The organism is Streptomyces sp. NPDC002328, assembly GCF_042890065.1.
Lineage (GTDB): Bacteria > Actinomycetota > Actinomycetes > Streptomycetales > Streptomycetaceae > Streptomyces.
On the sequence record NZ_JBIARQ010000001.1, the window covers coordinates 740,966 to 756,467 of the forward strand.

Consider the following 15,502-nt stretch of genomic DNA (forward strand, 5'->3'; position numbering starts at 1 on the left):
GCCGCGCGGTTCCCCGTGCGCCGCCGCTACGCCGAGCGGTGGCCGCGACCCCCGCGCAAACGTCGTACGCCGGTCAGCCGAGCGCGGGCCGGCGGCCGAAGGCGAACGCCGCGCCGAGCACCAGCAGATACGGCACCCCCACGAACAACGCCATGTACTGGAACGGCAGCAGCTGTGTGACCAGCGCCAGGAAGCCGAAGATCGCGCTGACGACCCCGATCCAGCGGCTCACCGCGCCCTGCCGGAACGCCGCGACGACGAGCGCCGCCGAGGTGAGCACCAGCCCCGACCACAGCCAGCCGTAGGTGCCGAGTTGGGCGAGCTCGCCGATGACGGTGTCCGCGTCGGCCTTGTCGGCGTTGCGCAGCCCGTGGAACACCTCGGTGCCCATCCCCGCGCCGACCAGGCTCATCACGCCGACGAGCAGCATGCCGAGGTACGCCGTCGTCGGCACGAGGCTGCCCGCCGGGCACTGCCGCTCCAGCCGCCGCCGCAGCCCGGCGCCGAAGAGCACGGTGGTCAACGCGACCGTGGTGAAGGCGAGTTGAGTGACGAACACCCAGGTCTGGGCGGATCCCCCGTCGAGCCGCTCCAGCATCAGCGCGTTGTCGCGCATGTCGGCCTCCTCGTACGGCCACAGCGGCCCGGAGGCGATGAACACGGTGAGGCCGCCGAGCGCGGCGGCGACGCCGGCCCAGGCCCAGCCCCGCCCCTCGCCCGCGGCGGCGCGCGGCGGTTCGGGGACGGCGTGGCGGCCGGCTGCGGTCGGGTCGGACAGCGGAACGGACATGGTTGCCCCCGGAGTTCGATGGTGCGGCAGCGCTCGCGGAAGCGGCGCTTTCGGTGAACGGGGCAACCATGGCGCGGCCGGTGTCCCGAGCGGATGGGGACGGTGTCCCGTTCCGCCGGGCGGGACGGCCGGGAGCCGTCCGTCGGGGCGGCGAATGCGCCCTTGTCCGGCAGCGCGTTGACATGGTGCGGCAACGAAGGGGCATTCGGAAGGTCAGCGAACGACAAAGAGAGCGCGGCCGGCTCGGGCCGCGCGACAACGTCAACCAGGAGTATGCAATGACGAGCTATGGCAGTTCTTCCACCGCGTCCTCCGGCTCGCGCACCAATGGCATGGCGATCGCGAGCCTGTGCTGCGGCATCGTCGGCCTCTTCCTCCTGAACATCGTCCTCGGCCCGCTGGCCATCGTCTTCGGCGCCGTCTCCCTGCGGGGGGCCGGGGCCAGGAACGGGGCCGGCATGGCGAAGGCGGGCATCGTCCTCGGCATCGTCGACATCGTCCTGTGGCTGGTGATGCTGACCGTGGCCACCAGCGGCGGCGGTGGCTGGTACGTGGGCGGCTGACCCGCGCCGTACGTCCGATCGCGCACCCACCGGTGCGTGCAACGTCTCCAACCTACGAAGGAGCCGACTCATGGTGATCGCCGCCGTCATCGGCGTCTGTGTGGTCCTGGCCGTCCTGGCCTTCCTCGTCCCGCGCCTCTCGCGCCACCCCCAGCGGGGCACGCAGCGCTCGCTCGGCCTCGGCGCGCGGGCCGGCGGCAAGGCGCCGGGCGTGCTGGGCAGGCTGTTCAGCAAGCCGTTCCACAGCAGTTCCCGCGCCGTGGGCCGCAGCGGCTCGGCCGGCCGCCGCGCGCGTGGCCGCATGCCGTTCTAGCCGTTCGACCGTACGGGGGCCGCATGGGAACCGTTGTCCATGTCCCGCAGACGCGGGACATGATCGGGGAGGAGCTCTCCGGCGACGAGGCGCTCACCGCCCTCCGCCGCTACGGCGGCCGCCGGCTCCTCCTCGACGCCTTCTCGCGGTTCCGCTACGCCGACGGCTTCAGCAGCTCCCGCTCGCTGGCCTTCCAAGTCGTCCTGGGCATGGTGCCGTTCACCATCGCCCTGGTCGGCGTGGCCACCGCCGCGCACACCGAGAGCGTGGGGCGCGTCGTCGAACTCACCCTCGGCGGGATCGTCCCGGGCGACAGTTCGCAGCTGGTCGAGGAGGCGCTCGCCGCCGCCTCCCGCAGCGCCGGCTCCGGGGCGGGCAGCGCGGTCGCGATGTGGCTGGGGCTGGCCTTCGCCCTGCTCAACCTGGCCTCCGCGATGGGGCAGGTCGAGCGGGGCGCCAACCGTATCTACGGCATCGAGCGCGACCGGCCGTTCCTCGCCAAGTACGGCCGGTCGCTGCTGCTTTCACTGGCCGCGGGCATGCCGATGGTCCTGGGGTTCCTGGTGCTCGTCGCGGGAGACGCCGTCGGGGAGGCGGTGGTCGAGGCCCTCGGCCTGTCCCGTTCCCACCTCGACTGGTGGGGGCCCCTGCGGGTGCCGCTGGGCGTACTGCTCGCCTGGGTCGGCTCGGCGGTGATCTTCCGCTGGGCGCCGCGCCGGGACCAACCCGGTTACACCTGGCTGGCGTTCGGCTCGGCGGTCCATCTGGTGCTGTGGGTCACGGCCACCTGGCTGCTGGCGCTCTACGTCGCCGAGAGCGGGGCGTTCGGCGCGGTGTACGGACCGCTGACGGCCTTCGTCGCCCTCCTGCTGTGGTCCAACCTGACAGGCGTGGCCCTGTTCCTCGGCATAGCCTTCGCCGCCCAACTGGAGGCGGCCCGCGCAGGAATCACGAAGGCGGTGCGGGAGGATCCGGGGGCGGGGGGTTGAGGGGGGAGCGGGGGGGTGGGTGTGAGCTGGGGGCTGTGAGCTGGGGGCTGTGAGCTGGGGGGGTGAGCTGGAGCCTGGGGCTTGTGAGCCGGGGAGTGTGAGCTGGGGGCTGTGAGTGTGGGGCGGGCGGGGCTGTGAGTTGGGGGACGGGGGAACGCCGGAGAGTGCGCGCCGGCGTGGCTGTCATCGCCGCGCGCCCGGCAGCACCACCGGCGTCACCGGATCGCCGCGCGCCCGGCACCACCGGCGTCACCGGCAGGTGGGCGTCGTCGTCCCCTGCCCTCGGGGTCGCCGTCACCGCCGCGCAGGCGTCACAGTGCCCGCTCGCCAACGTCCGTCGTCGTCGCCGTCCGGCCGGCGTGGTGGTCGTCACCAGCAGGTGGCCGTCGTCGTCCCCTGCCCTCGGGCGTCGTCGCCACCGCCGCGCAGGCGTCGCAGTGCCCGCTCGCCAACGTCCGTCGTCGTCGCCGTCCGGCCGGCGTGGTCGTCGGCACCGGGAGGTGGCCGTCGCCGCCACCGCCGCGCAGGCGTCGCAATCACCGCCGCGCAGGCCTCGCAGTCACCGCCCGCCAACGTCCGTCGTCGTCGACGCCGTCCGGCCGGCGTGGTCGTCATCGCCCTGGCAGAGTCACCGGCATCGACCGGGCCACGTCGCTGTCACCGCACCGCACCGCACCGCACCGCACCGCACCGCACCGCACCGGCAGCGTCCCGGCGGTGCCGAACCACCAGCGGTCGGCCTCACCGTCCCGCCCCGTCCCGCGTCTCCGTCCAGTGGTCGTAGAGCGCCCACGCCGTCACCGCCACCACGGCGGTGAGGCCGGCCGCGGCGACCCGTAGGAAGCCGCTGGTCGTGTAGGCGACCAGGCCGGTGAGCAGGCCGCCGCCCAGCATGAGCAGGCGGCTGACGACGCGGTGCCGCGGGGACTGCGGCTCCTCGCGGTCCTTGAGGTCGTGCAGCGCCTCCCGCGCCGGATGCCGGGAGCCGCGCCGGGCCCGCGCCCGGTAGTCCAGGCCGTAGCTGATCAGCGCGTACAGCGCGATGGCGCCCAGCCCCCACAACCAGGCGTCGTTGCCGCCGCCCGATCCGCCTGCCAGATTCACGAGACCTCCTCATCCGCGAACCGTCTACCCGGCCCCGGCCACCGCAGGCCTCGCACGTATGACAGGCACGACAAACACGGCAGCAGCACTACACAGGCACGGCAAGCACCGCATCCGGGGCGCCCCGGAAACCGTTCCGAATCCGCTTTCAACCTCTCGTGCCCGGCAGCGCTCTGAAGAGGGGTGACAGGACAGGGGCCCCGGCGACAGGACGGGGCCCGGAGAGGAGAGCAGATACCGGACAACGGCCGGGGCTCCGAAGCACCGCAGGGCCCCAGGCGCCCGTGAGCTTCGAGACCTTCGCCCGGGCGAGCCAGAGACGGCTGTACCGGACCGCCTACCTGCTGTGCGGGGACGCGGACACGGCCCGGGATCTGACGCAGACGACGCTGGCCAAGCTGTTCCAGCACTGGCGGCGGGCGAGCGCCGCCGACCACCTCGACGCCTACGCCAGGACCGTGCTGACCCGCACCTACCTGGCCGAACGGCGCCGCCGGCTGCGTGACCTGCTGGCACACTCCCGCCCCGATCCCCGGCCCGCGCCCGACCACGCCGATCTGCGGCTGACGTTGCTGTCGGCGCTGGCCGGGCTGCCGCCGAGGGCGCGGGCGATGGTCGTGCTGCGGTACTGGGAGGACCAGAGCGTGGAATCCGTCGCCCAGCTGCTGCGGTGCAGCGAGTCCACGGTCAAGAGCCAGTGCTCACGCTCACTGGCCAAGCTGCGCGCCCAGCTGGGCGAGGCCCACCTCTACTCGACGGGAAGCTGAGGAACCGCCGTGCAGAACAGCATGGAGCACTGGGAGAACGGGGAGAACAGCGTGCCCGAGGCGGACCGCCATGACGCGTTGCTGGTCAGGGACGTGATGGAGCACACGGTGGCCGAGCTGGCGCCGGTCGGCGACCTGGTGCGGGACGCGGTGGTCCAGGGCAGACGCCGCAGGGCGCGCAGGCGGTTCGCGACCGCCGCGGGGGTCGTCTGCGCGGCGGGGGCCGTGGTGTTCGCCTCGGTGACGCTGCCTGGCGGGGGCGACGGCGGCGAACGGGTCGGTCCCGCCGCGAGCGGCGCGCCCTCGCCGGGCGAGTCGCTCGTCCCGGACGAGGAGCCGGCGCCGTACCGGACGCCGGTGCACATCAAACCCACGGACGACGAGGAATCGACCATGGCCGATCTGCCGGCCGCCGAGCGGTCCCGGCAGGAGGACTTCCAGCAGCAGGCGGCCGTCCTCCTCGACGAGCTGCTGCCGAACGGGGTCGGCCTGATCCGCCCGGTGGACCTCTCCGTACGCCGCTACCAGGGCGAGACCGAGGACGGCAAGGTCTTCCCCGTGATCTTCTCGGTACGGCCGTCCGCCGAGGACTCCGGCCCGAACCCCTGCCCCGCCCCCGGCACCCTCAACGGCGGCACCTGCGAACAGGCCACACTGCCCGGCGGTTTGAAGGCGACCGCGTACCGCATCCTCTCCGACTCCCCGACGACCACGGCCACCCTGGTCCACTTCGCCTACGGCTCCAGCGAGGTCGAGCTCACGGTCAACCCCGACCCGGAACACCGGACCTCCGCCCCGGTCACCACCGAGCAACTCCTCTCAGCCGCCGCCGACTCCCGCCTCCTCAACCTCGTGCGCTACGCCGACGAGCACCCGATGCAGGAAGAACAGCGCAACGTGAACGGCGGCTGAGCCGGAGAGCCGGTCCGCCGGCGGAGCCGGTGCGCGGCGCTGGGCTGAGGTGCATCCTGAGAGATGGTCCTTCAGCGCTCTTCTCGAACGAAGGAGCAGGTCATGCCATCCCTGCATTTTCACGTGAACTCCTCGATGAGCCCGTCCGAGGTCATGGGGGTACTGACCGATTTCAGCCCCGCCCGCGTCGAGGAGTGGCCCTCCATCGACGCCCAGCACTTCCAGGTCCACGAGCGCGGAGACACCTGGGCCGAGGTCACCGAGGGAAACGAGAAATCGTGGGAGCGCGCACGCTACGAATGGGACCCGGCGGCGAACCACGTCACCGTGACCACGCGCGACTCGAAGCCCTTCGGCTCGGGCGGCTGGGAGTTCCAGCTGACTCCCACGGCTGAGGGCACCCGCATCGACGTCGATCTCGAACGGCATCCCACCTCGCTCAAGGCGAAGCTGCTGTCTCCGATCATCCCCTTCGCCGGGCCGGTGTTCCGCAAGGCCTTCAGGGAACCCCTGCACACCACGTAACCGGGCGATTCGGGGATTCCCCCTCGAACGCCAAGTGATTGCAACAGGCACGGCAGTGGATGCGTTTCGGCACCGTGACGGGGTGGGCACGGTGTGCGTGGAGCGCGTGGAGCGCGTACGCAGCCGAGAGGGAGTCCATGGGTAGAAGATCGTTACTGCGGTGCATAGTGGTGGCCGCGACAGTGGGTTCCGCGGTGACCCTGGCCGCGGGGCCGGCGAGCGCGGCCACGGGTGTGTCGGTGGTCGGGGGCGATGTGGTCGTGAACGCAGGGACCGGCGTCGCGAACAACATCACGATCTCCCTGTCGGGGAGCTTCGTCGTCGTGCAGGACACAGCCGCCACCCTGACGGCCGGCACCGGCTGTTCGGCCCAGATCAACGGCTCGGTGGCCTGCCAGGTCAGCCTCAGCAGCGCCACGGTCGTGGTCAACGCCGGCAACCTCGACGACCGGATCACCAAGACCGGCAACGTCCGGGGAAACCTGAAGGGGGAGTCAGGCAGTGACATCATCAACGGCGGTCCCAGCCCGGGCAGCAACACCCTCGACGGCGGGGCGGGCAACGACACCCTGAACGGTGGCGCCACGTTCGACCTCCTCATCGGCGGCGCCGGCGCCGACCGGCTGAGCGGCGGAGGCGGCACCAGCGACATCGCCAGCTACTTCGAGAGCGGCTCGGGCGTGGTCGTCGACATCGACAACGCCGCGGACGACGGCGCGGGCGGTGAGGGGGACAACGTCCTCACCGACGTGGAGATCGTCTACGGCAGCGAGTTCGGCGACACGATCACCGGAAGCGCGCTGAACGACAACTTCCTCGGTTTCGGCGGAAACGACCGACTGGTCGGCGGCGGGGGCAACGACACCCTCACCGGGGACCTCGTCCCGTCGAACTCCGGCCTGGTCGGCGCGGACACCCTGATCGGCGGCGCGGGGAACGACACCCTCAACGGCGTCGACAACATCCGCGGCAACGACACCCTCGACGGGGGCGCCAACACCGACACCTGCACGGCCGACATCAGCGACGCCAAGAGCCTCTGCGAGGCGTGACGGTCCGTCTCCGCAGCCGATGAGGCAGGGCCGCACGGGGCCGCTCTCGCGCTCACACGCGACGAAACTCGTGCGGCCTGACCGACGCGATCACCGCGATCTCGTCGGCTCCGCGCAGGCGGGATGGCTGCGCGTTCTGTCGCCGGTGCAGTGGAAGGACCGCTGATGCGCCCCGGAGACGCGGTGTCTGTCATTTCCAGGGTGCTGGGCGTGTCCTCTTCCAAGGTGCCTGCATGGGTCCCAGGTCCGCGCAAAGCGGCCGTGTTCGGCTACCGGTCGAGGGTCCGGTGCACCGCCGCCGGCGCTGGTCAGCCGCCGGTGGAGTCGAGCCATCTCCGCGCAGCCGCCTTCTCCTGCCTCGGCGTTGTCGGATAGTCCGCCGTCCATTCCGCCATTTTCCGAAGATCCGCGAGATCCGAGAATCCGGTCGCCAGGACGGTACCGACCGCGGAACTGTGCGAATAGCAGAAGGCGACGACGTCTCCGGTCAGGGACAGAGCGGTGAACTCCGGTTCGCCGAAGCCGCTGCCGAGCCCGGCGGCGGAACCGGCCCCCACCAGGTCCCAGGAATCGGCCAGCCTGACGCACGCCCACCACAGGTCGTTCCCGCCCTCCTGGAGCGGGGCGGTGACCAGGAATTCCCGGTCGTCCCCGAAGAGGCCGCCTTCGCGGGAGAGCTCGAACCAGCCTTCGTTCGCCTTGGTGACGAAATCCGGGGTGTCACGGCCGACGACCGAACGCGGCCATTCCCCGGACGGCGGTTTGTATCCCGTGGCCATGTTGGCGAGCGGCGGCGGGATAAGGGGGAGTTCCAGGTCCATCAGTCCCAGGAAGACCAGTCCGGCGGGGGCGAGTCGCCCAGCGTGGTCCATGGCTTCAACCTTTCTGCACTGAAGCAGTGCACGGCACCCCATGAGGGATGCCGTGCACTGCTTGCTTTCTAAGCTATTACCAGCGGTAGATGCGCGGCGACCCGTAGTTATGGACGCCGTTCCTGTTCAGGGGGAAGTAGGCGATCTGGCCGTTCGTCGGATGGACCATGATCCTGATCTGGCTGCCCTGGCGACGGCCAGGGCCCACGGACTTCCGCGACTTCCGCGACGCCGAGGGCACCGTCTTCCTCCTGGGCAAGGACTCGGAGGTGAACAGCGTCGCTCCGCTGACCACGGCGATCACCGAGGACCTGCTGGACCTCGTCGAGGCCCACGCCATCGCGTCCCCCACGGGACGGCTCGAACCACCGCTCCTGGCCGCCCTGGACGAGGCACCGAACATCGCCCCGATCCCCTCCCTCCGCCAACGCGTCGCCGACGGCCGCGGTCGGGGCATCACCGTGATCTACGGCCTTCAGGGCTGGGCGTCCGCCCGCGCCCGCTTCGGCGAGGACACCGCGAACGAGCTGGCCTCGTTCACCGACCACGTCGTGGTCTTCGGCGGAGCGAAGGACCCGGTCTTCCTCAAGGACATGTCCGACGTGTGCGGTCAGGTCGAGCGAGAGCGCACCACGGCACGAAGACCGTCCGACGCGCTTCCAGCTCGCGTCCTGGCCCCCACAGGCAGCCGATGGAGCCGAAGAATCACAGGCCACGAGGCTTAGCGGGGAGAAGGTGCCATGGTGACCCGCCCCGGTATGGTCTTCTCAGCAGACCCGCACTCGTCCCGCCGGATGACGTGCCGAAGGGCGAAGCCCGTGTGAAGGCCGTGGAGAACTGCACCTGCATGGACACCGCACGTCTGGGACTCAACGCGACACTGCTGAGCAAGCCTAGGGATCCGCGAGAGCAAGCGTGCAGGCTGGGTACACCCACGACGGCTCACTTCATCAGCGTCCGCACGAAGCGTCGGGCTGCCCGAGATCTTGCGCAGACAAAGATTTTGGTGTCTTGAGCTGCTGCGTGTGATGCAGTTCTTCGGGTACTGCGTTGGAATGGGCGCGATTTCTGGCTGGCCTTGGGTTTACTGAAAGTGATGTGTTCGTGACCGACCTCGGTAGCTCCGACGACGGCCAGGCGAAGGGAGCCGGTGATGGCGCGGAGGCCGTCGCCTCGGAGATCGCTGATGCGGTGGAGATCCTCACGGATTTGTGGTCGCTCGCCGCGCAGGACTCCTCGTTGCGGCTGTCCCTGCACCAGCTTCGGGCTCTGCGTACGTTGGAGACCACACCGGAGCTGAACCTCACGGCTCTGGCGGAACGGCTGGACACAGGAATGCCCACGGCAAGCCGGCTGTGTGACCGTTTGGAAGCGGCCGGCCTGCTTGAGCGTGGGCTGCACCCGCATAAGAGGCGTGAGGTGCAGTTGCGTCTCACTTCGCACGGTCGGCGTGTGCTCGGTGACGTGGCGGAGCGGCGCACGCGTGCTCTCGCCGAGGCGCTGCGGTCCATGGACGCGGAGGGTCGGGCGCAGCTCAGGCGCGGCATGAAGGCGTTCCTCGCTGCTCAGGACGGTGGGCTGCCGCGGGATGACAGGACTGGCCGCCGGTAGCGGCGGGCGTCAGTGTGAGCGTGCGGCCTGCGCGGCGTCGATTGTGCGGCCCTTCCAGTCCAGGCAGACGACGGCGGCGTCGGCGGTGAGGTCCTTGCTGCCGAAGTGTTCGATCAGGGCGGCGACGACGGCGCGGGCGGTTTCGTGCGGGGGCATGGAGCTGGTCGCGCTCAAGGTCTGGCGCAGTGCGCGTTCCCCGAAGAGCCCTCCGTCGGAGGAGCGGGTGCCGTGGACTCCGGTGCTGACCGCGATGAGCCGGTCGCCAGGTTCGACCTGGAAGATCTGCTCGTCGTACGGGGTCTCTTCGAACATGCCGAGCGGGAGTTGCGCTTCCAGCTCGATCAGTTCGAGCGTGTCGCCCCGTCGGCGGTAGAGCTGGGGGGAACCCGCGTCGACGGCGTGCACGGTGCCGGTGTCGAGGTCGAAGCTGAGCAGCAGGGTGGAGGCGTATGCCTTGCCGCCGTACTGGGCGAAGAGTGCCTGGTCGGCGAGGCAGGCCTGGTCGGCGAGGCCGATGCCGGCGCGGCGTGCGTTGCGCAGGGCGCCGACGGCGAGGCTGGTCAGGAGGGAGGCGTCGATGCCCTGGCCCATGCCGTCGGTGACGGTGAGAGTGAGGTGGTCGGTGCTGGTCGACCAGTCGAAGTTGTCGCCGCCGATGGCGTAGGCGGGTTCCAGGTGGGCGCCGATGACGTACTCGGCGCGGGCGCAGCCGCGGCCCGGCAGGAGCTGCCACTGCATCTCGGCGGCGAGGGTGAGGCGCCGGGTGCGCCGTGCTTGCAGGTACAGGTCGGTGTCGCGGCCGGCCGTGGCGACCTCGTGGCCGAGGGCGGTGGCGAACTCGGCGAGCTGGAGCACGGCGTCGGGGTCGATCGCGCTGCTGGGCAGGCGGACGGTCAGCACACCGAGCCGGTCGCCGCGGACGGTGATCGGTAGGTGCACCAGTTCGGTCGTCGTCAGCGGACTGGTGACTTCGATGACCGGGCTCTGGGTGACGAAGGCCTGACCTGCGGGCCCGTCATGGGCGGGGACCGGGTCGCCGGTGTGCGGAAGGTGGGTGACCGGTTGCAGGACACTCAGCGCGTAGTCGGCCAGGAGCAGGGTCACCTCCTGGGCCGCGAAGCGGTCGGCCAGGATGCGGTACGCGGTGGCGACGAGCGCGTGAGGCGGGGCGGCACGCAGCTGACTCTCCGCTGACGGGACCGGCAGCTCAGGCGTGTTCACGACGTTCACCTTCTCCCCTTGTGACCTCCACGCTATCGCGCCGTCGGCCGTGGCCGGGACGGCTGGCGGGATCGGTGTTCGGTGCCCGTCGAGGCCGTTGAGGTGTCCGCTTTCGAGGGAGCCGTGATGCCGGTGCGGCACAACAGAAGGCAGACGTCGTCGTCCCGTTCCGATCCGTGAAGCAGGGGCTCGAGCAGTGCTTCGGAGCAGCCGTCGAGATCGTGTTCCAGTTGCGTCGTGCTGAGCACGCTCAGGGCGTGGGCCAGTCGCTGGATGCCCGGATCGATGCCGAGCGCGCGGCGTTCCACCAGCCCGTCGGTGTACAGAGCGAGGGTCGAGCCGGCCGGGAGCAGGAGCGTGTGGTCCTGGTAGTCGTACGAGACTGGGACTCCCAGCATGATTCCCGGCCTGGTGTCCATGACGTGCACCGCGCCGTCGGGCTCCCGCAGCACGGGTGGTGGGTGGCCGGCGGCCGCCCAGACGACGGCGGGATCGCCGGGGCGGAAGCGAACGATGACGGCGGTCGCGTAGAGGTCGGGCTGCTGGTGGCGGACCAGGTGGTGCAGCCGGGTCAGGATCCGGCCGGGGCTGTCGCCCTCCACGGCGTATGCCCTCAGCGCGGTGCGCAGCTGTCCCATGATGACGGCGGCGCGCAGACCGTGTCCGGTCACGTCCCCCACGACGACGAGCAGGCTGCCGTCCGGCTGGCTGAAGGCGTCGTACCAGTCGCCGCCGATGTTGAGGCCGTGGGTGGCCGGCAGGTAGCGGGCCGCGAGGAACAGGCCGTCCTGAGTGGGCAGGTCGGTGAGCTGGGCGCGCTGGAGGGCTTCGGCGATGTCGCGGTGCTGTTCGTAGCGGCGGGCGTTGTCAAGGGCGATGCCGACGCGGCGGGCCAGCTCGACCAGCATGACGGAGGTGTCCAGGTCGAAGCGCGCGCCGTGTGCTGTCAAGGTCAGGACACCCAGGGGGCGATGGGCGGCGAGCGGGATGCACAGCAGCGGACGGTCGGGCGCGAGGGCGGAGGGCGGATGGTCGTCGATGCCGGGCAGCCCGCCGGGGTGGGCCGCCGCATGCTGCGGGCGGCCGGAGCGGGCGGCGACGACCGCGGCGGCCGGGCGGGGGATGGTGCGCGGGCCCGGGTCGTCGTCGAAGAGCCAGATATCGACCTGGTCGGCGTACGCCGGGACGAGGAGGCCGGGCAGGCGGTGCAGGATGTCCTCGTGATCGAGCGAGGCGCTCAGGGCGGCGCTGGCATCGGTCAGGAAGGTCAGCAGGCGGCGTGCGCTCTCCGCCTCGGCGCGGGCGGACTGTTCGGCCCGGAGCAAATCGCGCTGGAGGAACGCGGCGGCGTCGAGCTCGGCATGGAGCGCCAGAACCCCCTGGTTGGTCTGGTACAGCTCCTCGCGGTGAAAGCGGACGAGGTCCTCTTGCTCCCGCAGTCCCCCCAGGACTGCCGCGGTGTCCTCGTCCGCGGCCAGGAGTGCCTCGGCGAGTGCCGTGTCGTCCGTGCCCGCCGGGCGGAGGTCGCAGAGCAGGCTGAGTGAGAGGGGGCAGGGTGAGGGACGGGCGACTTGGAGCTGCCAGGGAGGGGGGCCGTGCGGCAAGGAGGCGGCTGGACGCACGGTGACCTCAAGCCTGCCGGCCCCGTCGAGGGCGGCCTGCGGCGCATCGAGGAGCAGTTCCCATACCCCGCCCTCGCTGAGGCACTGGCGAAGCTGCGCCGTCACAGCCGTCAGAAAGCGCAGACGGGCGACGAGTGGGAGATCAGCTGCCCTGGTCAGGCGGGCTAGGGCGGTCCGCACGTGGGCCGCGTCGGCGGCCGAGCTGATCTTGAAGGCTTCAGCACGATGGGTCATGGGCGTACCGTCCGACGGTCGGGGGCCAGGACGGCCACGCTGGTGTCGTCCCGGGCGGGGCGGGCGGCGCTGCTGGCGTCCCGCAGGATGGCCGCGGCCACGACCGCGGCGTGGTGGCCGCGGAGTTCGGCGATGTCGGGGGGTGTCCAGCGGCTGGGCAGCCCGTCGCTGTGCAGGACGAGCAGGCTGTCCTCGCGCCAACGGGCCTGCTGGACAGGGACGGTGGCGGGGAAGGCGGCACCGACGGTGCCGGGGTGGGAGATGAGCGGTTCCCAGGCGCCGGCGGTGAACAGGCGCGCGCCGACGTTGCCGACACCCGCGAACCGGAGTCGGTGGGTTTCCAGGTCCAGCTGGGCCAGGGCGACGGCCGCTCCCCTCGTGGGGCGCAGGGCGGTGTGGAGGTGGGCGAGGATGTCGGGCGGCGGCAGATGCGCCTGTCGCCGCAGTTCCTCCACCGCGGCCGTGGAGGCCCGCGCAGCCCCGACACCGTGTCCGAGGCCGTCTGCGAGCAGCAGAGTCAGGTGCGAGCCGACGCGTACGTGGGCCCAGTCGTCTCCTGAGTGCTCGGCTTGTGCCAGGGCCATGTTGATGCCCCCGGCGCAGGGGCCGCTCACCGCTGTGTGCGGGGCAGGCAGGGATGGGGGGAGGTGATCGATGCGGGCCACCGCGACCGTTCCCCGTCCGTGCCGGCTGGTCAGGTCGAACACGTTGGCCAGGCGCCGGCAGGTGCCCAGCCCGGCGCCCAACGAGGCGTGGGCGGTGGTGTAGCCGTCGCGCAGGGCCATGGCGATGTCACCGATGCCCGGTCCGGTGTCCACGGCAGTGAGCTGTACCGATGGTCCGGGGCCGTCGCCGGAGCCGACGAGGTTGATCAGGATGCGACCGCCGCCGGCGTGCTTGAGGAGATTGGTCGTCAGTTCCGTGGCCACTAAAGCGGCTACGGCGGTGCGGTGAGTGTCGAGCCCTGCGTGGGCCGCAGCCTCCTCCGTGGCCACGCGGACATCCCGGACCCGGGTCGAGTCCTGCACCGGGACGTCCCAGACCCTGCTCATCTCGGCTCCGCGCGAGGCGAGGGCACACCCGACACCCAGGCGACGACGGTCACGGTCGTGCCTCGGTCCGGACGGCTGTCGATGGCGAACTCGTGCACCAGCCGTTTCGCCCCGCTCAGCCCGAGGCCCATGCCGTTGCCGGTGGTGTATCCGTCGGTCATCGCGCGCTCGATGTCTCGGATGCCCGGTCCGGCGTCCACGAAGGACAGCCGCAACCCGGCCGCCGGCCCGCCGCCCAGGACCGTGATCTCCATATGGCCGCCCCCGCCGTGGACGAGGGTGTTGCGGGCCAGCTCGCTCGCTGCGGTGACCAGCTTGGTCTGCTGGACGAGGCTGAACCCGAGCTCTGCGGCGATCTGCCGCACCTCGTGCCTCGTCCACCCCAGATCCACGTCTGAGCCGATCGGCAGGATCCTCGTGGCGGCGTCGGGGAAGGCCTGCATTTAAGTACCCCCCTCCGCCGGGGTGGCCGATCTGAGCAGGTCCATCGCACGGTCGACGTCAAGGGCCGTGACCAGCCCGGGCAGATCGAGCCCCAGCTCGACCAGTGTGATCGCCACCGCGGGTCTCATCCCGGCCACCACCGTCCGCGCGGCCAGCAAGCGGGAGGTGGAGGCGATCTCCGCCAGGACCCGGCCGAGAAACGAATCAACGATGTCGACCCCGGAGATGTCGATCACCACGTCGGCAGCGGTGCTGCCCGCGATACGTGCGGCGATGTCGTGACGCAGCTGCTCCGCCGTGGCATCGTGCAACTCGCCCTGAAGGGTGACCAGCAGGACGTCCCCCAGTACCAGGACCGGTACAGGTGTCGAACGGCCGAGGGCCGGGCTGGTCATCGCAAGGCCGAGCTGGGCGGTGTCCGGGCGGATATCTCGACACCCTGCTGTCCCAGGGCATAAGCAAGCGCGTCGGCCAGAGCGGCATGGGTGCGCACGGACCCGAGTTCGATGCCGAGGTGAACGATGGTCTGCGCGATCGCGGGGCGTATACCGGAAACCAGGCATTCGGCGCCCATGAGCCGCGCAGCGGCCACCGTCTTCATCAGATGCTGGGCCACCAGCGTGTCCACGGTGGGCACGCCGGTGATGTCGAGGATGGCGTACTGGGCGCGTTCCGCGACGACCGCGTCCAGAAGGCTCTCCATGACGACCTGGCTGCGCGCACTGTCCAGAGTGCCGATCAGTGGGACGGCGACGACACCCTCCCACAACTTGATCACCGGAGTGGCCACTTCCAGGAGCTGTAGCTGCTGACGCTGAATCAGTTCTTCGCCCGCGCTCAGCGTCGTCTCCATCACCACCGTGCGCAGCGTTCCCATCAACACCGTAAGAACCAGTACGCACTCGTGCGCCTGCGCTCCCGCAGGATCGGGGAACTCGCCGCGCAGCAGCTCGGTCACGGGTGAGCGAAGGGCGGAGACCTCATCGGCGACCTGGGCCGGAGTGAAACCTCTGCGGACCCGGGAGGCGGCCATCCGCCCCAACTGCTCGCGCACCGACCCGAAACCGGGGGCCACGATGTCCTCCAGCCGGCCGGAGGCGGCCACCGCGGACAGGGCGTCCACCACCGCCTTGCATGCCTCCACCGCCTCGTCCCGGGAGACGGTGAACACCGTGCGGAACAGCGCGGCATCCGCCCACCTCTGGGCCACCTGCTCCCGGCGCCTGTCCAAGAAGGCGCTCACCAGTTGTGCTGCGGAGTCGCCGGCCGCTTCCTGACTCACCTGCATGCTCTCCCTATGGTCAGGGCCGACTGGCCGCCGGTCGACGTCCGGTGCCCAACTGTTGCCCTGCGACAAACATTAGCGTCGGCGGTGCTGAGCAAACAACACGCGCCCGGTGAATCTTGTCCGGCCGGCGTGAACGCACCGCC

At 70.9% G+C, this 15,502-nt stretch carries 18 protein-coding genes; 9 read left to right on the forward strand and 9 right to left on the reverse strand.

Features of this window, described 5'->3' with window-relative positions:
- Positions 1–73: 73 nt before the first annotated feature.
- Positions 74–790, reverse strand: a complete 717-nt coding sequence (locus ACFYX4_RS03325) for a hypothetical protein (RefSeq protein ID WP_389324982.1) — start codon at positions 788–790, stop codon at positions 74–76.
- A gap of 278 nt (positions 791–1,068) precedes the next feature.
- On the opposite strand from ACFYX4_RS03325, the gene ACFYX4_RS03330 reads away from it, so the two are divergent.
- From ACFYX4_RS03330 to ACFYX4_RS03340, 3 genes are all read left to right on the forward strand, one after another.
- Positions 1,069–1,353, forward strand: a complete 285-nt coding sequence (locus ACFYX4_RS03330; RefSeq protein ID WP_389324985.1) for a DUF4190 domain-containing protein — start codon at positions 1,069–1,071, stop codon at positions 1,351–1,353.
- A gap of 70 nt (positions 1,354–1,423) precedes the next feature.
- A complete protein-coding gene (locus tag ACFYX4_RS03335) occupies positions 1,424–1,666 on the forward strand; it encodes a DUF6411 family protein (RefSeq protein WP_389324988.1) in 243 nt (80 codons plus the stop codon).
- A 23-nt stretch (positions 1,667–1,689) separates the two neighbouring features.
- Entirely contained in the window at positions 1,690–2,655 is a 966-nt protein-coding gene (locus ACFYX4_RS03340) for a YihY/virulence factor BrkB family protein (RefSeq protein ID WP_389324991.1), read from the forward strand.
- Between the two features lie 741 nt (positions 2,656–3,396).
- Here ACFYX4_RS03340 and ACFYX4_RS03345 read toward each other — a convergent pair.
- The gene (locus ACFYX4_RS03345) at positions 3,397–3,759 is read right to left on the reverse strand and encodes a hypothetical protein (protein ID WP_389324994.1); all 363 of its coding nucleotides are present in this window, start codon (positions 3,757–3,759) and stop codon (positions 3,397–3,399) included.
- Positions 3,760–4,043: 284 nt separating this feature from the next.
- Between ACFYX4_RS03345 and ACFYX4_RS03350 the strand changes: the two genes are divergently transcribed.
- From ACFYX4_RS03350 to ACFYX4_RS03365, 4 genes are all read left to right on the forward strand, one after another.
- Positions 4,044–4,526, forward strand: a complete 483-nt coding sequence (locus ACFYX4_RS03350) for a SigE family RNA polymerase sigma factor (protein ID WP_389324997.1) — start codon at positions 4,044–4,046, stop codon at positions 4,524–4,526.
- A 9-nt stretch (positions 4,527–4,535) separates the two neighbouring features.
- Positions 4,536–5,438, forward strand: a complete 903-nt coding sequence (locus tag ACFYX4_RS03355; RefSeq protein ID WP_389325000.1) for a hypothetical protein — start codon at positions 4,536–4,538, stop codon at positions 5,436–5,438.
- Between the two features lie 102 nt (positions 5,439–5,540).
- Positions 5,541–5,963 carry an SRPBCC family protein gene (locus tag ACFYX4_RS03360; protein WP_389325003.1) on the forward strand — a complete coding sequence of 141 codons (423 nt, stop codon included), beginning with the start codon at positions 5,541–5,543 and terminating at the stop codon, positions 5,961–5,963.
- Between the two features lie 260 nt (positions 5,964–6,223).
- A complete protein-coding gene (locus ACFYX4_RS03365; protein WP_389325006.1) occupies positions 6,224–7,015 on the forward strand; it encodes a calcium-binding protein in 792 nt (263 codons plus the stop codon).
- 308 nt (positions 7,016–7,323) lie between these two features.
- Here the strand turns inward: ACFYX4_RS03365 and ACFYX4_RS03370 are convergent, their stop codons facing one another.
- Positions 7,324–7,887, reverse strand: coding sequence for a hypothetical protein (locus ACFYX4_RS03370; protein WP_389325009.1), 564 nt, complete (start codon positions 7,885–7,887; stop codon positions 7,324–7,326).
- A 167-nt stretch (positions 7,888–8,054) separates the two neighbouring features.
- Between ACFYX4_RS03370 and ACFYX4_RS03375 the strand changes: the two genes are divergently transcribed.
- Positions 8,055–8,612, forward strand: a complete 558-nt coding sequence (locus ACFYX4_RS03375) for a type IV secretory system conjugative DNA transfer family protein (protein WP_389325012.1) — start codon at positions 8,055–8,057, stop codon at positions 8,610–8,612.
- Between the two features lie 379 nt (positions 8,613–8,991).
- Positions 8,992–9,498, forward strand: coding sequence for a MarR family winged helix-turn-helix transcriptional regulator (locus ACFYX4_RS03380; protein WP_389325015.1), 507 nt, complete (start codon positions 8,992–8,994; stop codon positions 9,496–9,498).
- A 9-nt stretch (positions 9,499–9,507) separates the two neighbouring features.
- Here the strand turns inward: ACFYX4_RS03380 and ACFYX4_RS03385 are convergent, their stop codons facing one another.
- The 6 genes from ACFYX4_RS03385 to ACFYX4_RS03410 are packed head-to-tail and all read right to left on the reverse strand — an operon-like array spanning position 9,508 to position 15,359.
- The gene (locus ACFYX4_RS03385) at positions 9,508–10,728 is read right to left on the reverse strand and encodes a PP2C family protein-serine/threonine phosphatase (protein ID WP_389325018.1); all 1,221 of its coding nucleotides are present in this window, start codon (positions 10,726–10,728) and stop codon (positions 9,508–9,510) included.
- 23 nt (positions 10,729–10,751) lie between these two features.
- The gene (locus ACFYX4_RS03390) at positions 10,752–12,575 is read right to left on the reverse strand and encodes a PP2C family protein-serine/threonine phosphatase (RefSeq protein WP_389325021.1); all 1,824 of its coding nucleotides are present in this window, start codon (positions 12,573–12,575) and stop codon (positions 10,752–10,754) included.
- Complete coding sequence (locus ACFYX4_RS03395) at positions 12,572–13,627, reverse strand: ATP-binding SpoIIE family protein phosphatase (RefSeq protein WP_389325024.1); 1,056 nt, start codon at positions 13,625–13,627, stop codon at positions 12,572–12,574. Before ACFYX4_RS03395 ends, ACFYX4_RS03390 begins: the two co-directional genes overlap by 4 nt.
- Positions 13,624–14,070 carry an anti-sigma regulatory factor gene (locus tag ACFYX4_RS03400; protein WP_389325027.1) on the reverse strand — a complete coding sequence of 149 codons (447 nt, stop codon included), beginning with the start codon at positions 14,068–14,070 and terminating at the stop codon, positions 13,624–13,626. Before ACFYX4_RS03400 ends, ACFYX4_RS03395 begins: the two co-directional genes overlap by 4 nt.
- Entirely contained in the window at positions 14,071–14,466 is a 396-nt protein-coding gene (locus tag ACFYX4_RS03405) for an STAS domain-containing protein (protein ID WP_389325030.1), read from the reverse strand.
- On the reverse strand, positions 14,463–15,359 hold the full coding sequence (locus ACFYX4_RS03410; RefSeq protein WP_389325033.1) for an STAS domain-containing protein: 897 nt from the start codon (positions 15,357–15,359) through the stop codon (positions 14,463–14,465). The genes ACFYX4_RS03405 and ACFYX4_RS03410 overlap by 4 nt, the downstream gene beginning before the upstream one ends.
- Between the last annotated feature and the right edge of the window lie 143 nt (positions 15,360–15,502).